The organism is Kitasatospora sp. NPDC057512 (assembly GCF_042802135.1).
Lineage (GTDB): Bacteria > Actinomycetota > Actinomycetes > Streptomycetales > Streptomycetaceae > Kitasatospora.
The window spans coordinates 1-1,752 of sequence record NZ_JBHVET010001140.1 but is presented as its reverse complement, the minus strand read 5'-3'; the positions used below and the strand labels follow the sequence as shown (position 1 = coordinate 1,752).

Below are 1,752 nucleotides of genomic sequence, written 5' to 3'. Positions count from 1 at the left end.
GTCGCGAGCGGGGCCGAGCCGGCGACGGCCGGTGCCCCCGGTGCGGCCGCCGTCACCGGCACGGCCGTCGCCACCGCGGCGCCCGGCGCCCCCGGCAGTTGCTTCGGCCGTGCCGGGAACGCGGCGCCGGACGCGCCGTTGCCTACTGGTGTTGCCACCCGCCTCATCCTCCCCTGGGGCCGGGCCCGTCCCCGGGGCCCGACCGATGGCAGCAGTATGGCCGTGACTCCCCTCGACCACACCTGACTTGCGCCGATCTTGAGCATGTCGTGCACGTTCCCGGGACGGCCCGTGCCACCGGTGCGGCCGGTACCGCCCGTGCCGTCGGTGCGGCCCGTACGGCCCGTACGGATCGTGCCGCTCCCACCGGTCGTCTCCTGCGGGTCGTCTCCTGCTGGCCGTCTCCTGCCGGTCGTCCCGAGAGGTGGCGAACCGTCCGACGCGGGCCGCACCCTACGTGGTTCCCCCGGCCGGGCGGAGCGCGGGGGTCCGCTCGCGGGCGCGCAATCCCGGGTGCGGCGACCCCTCGCTCCGTACGATGGAGGTATGCGCCTGCTTGGAACGATCTCGCCCGACCGTCCGCTGCTCGTCGTCGCCGTGCGCGAGGAGGCCGCCCACCTGGACGACCGCCTGCCCGTGCTGCTCACCGGGATAGGGAAGGTCAACGCCGCCGTCGCGCTGGCCACCGTCCTCGCGCAGGGCGAGAAGCCGTCCGAGGTGATCAACCTCGGTACGGCCGGCGCGCTGCGCCCCGGCTGGGAGGGCACCCACCACGTGGTCCAGGTGATCCAGCACGACCTCGACACCGCCGCCCTGCACGCGCTCACCGGGCGTGAGTACGGCGCCCCGCTGGTGATCGGCAAGGGCGACGGCCCGGTGCTGGCCACCGGCGACCTCTTCGTCTCCGACGTGGCCGCCCGCGACCGGCTCGCCGAGCACGCCGACCTGGTGGACATGGAGGGCTACGCCGTCGCCACCGTCGCGCACCGGGCCGGGCTGCCGGTGCGGCTGGTCAAGCACGTCAGCGACGAGGCCGGGGACGGTGCCGAGCACAGCTGGAAGGAGGCGGTGGACGACTGCGCCCGGAAGCTGGCCGACTGGGTGGTCGCGCAGGGCTGGTGACGCCGCCTCAGGGGCTGATTAGGGTGACGCGGTGACCGAGAACCCGAACGACCAGAGCAAACTCACCGACCTGCGTCCGCCGAGTCTGAACGCGGACGAGCCGGCCACCCTGCTGGCCTTCCTCGACTACCTGCGCGCGGCGGTGATCGCCAAGCTCGACGGGGTCGCCGACGAGGACGCCCGGCGCCCCGGCGTCGCCTCCGGCACCAGCCTGCTGTGGCTGGTGCGCCACCTCGCCGTGGTCGAGGACAACTGGTTCACCTGGGCCTACCAGGGGGTGGGCGGGGAACCGGACGAGTCGGACGAGGTCCCGCTGGACGGCGCGACCGTGGCCGGGGAGGTCGCCGCCTACCGGGAGGCGGTCGAGCGGTCCAACGCGGTGGCCGCGGCCGCCCCGGACCTGGACCGGCCGGGCGTGCGCTCGCTGCGGCCGGACGACACCGAGGGGCCGTCGCTGCGGTGGGTGCTGGTCCACATGATCGAGGAGACCGGCCGGCACGCCGGGCACGCGGACATCATCCGCGAGCAGCTGGACGGCGCGGTCGGGCGCTGAGGGCGCCGTCCGGCGCTGAGGGAACCGTCCGGCGCTGAGGGCGCCGGGAGCGGATCGGGGCGGATCGGGGCGGGGAG

General features: G+C 75.2%; 2 protein-coding genes. Both read left to right on the top strand.

Going from position 1 to position 1,752, the window contains the following annotated elements; translation table 11 throughout:
* The first annotated feature begins 546 nt into the window (after positions 1-546).
* Entirely contained in the window at positions 547-1,122 is a 576-nt protein-coding gene (locus tag ACFU6K_RS38380; RefSeq protein WP_380671208.1) for a nucleosidase, read from the top strand.
* A 31-nt stretch (positions 1,123-1,153) separates the two neighbouring features.
* On the top strand, positions 1,154-1,675 hold the full coding sequence (locus ACFU6K_RS38375; RefSeq protein ID WP_380671206.1) for a DinB family protein: 522 nt from the start codon (positions 1,154-1,156) through the stop codon (positions 1,673-1,675).
* Positions 1,676-1,752: the final 77 nt, after the last annotated feature.

Coding starts and splice junctions, on each gene's coding strand:
- ACFU6K_RS38380 (WP_380671208.1), top strand. CDS start 547: ATGCGCCTGCTTGGAACGATCTCGCCCGACCGTCCGCTGCTCGTCGTC.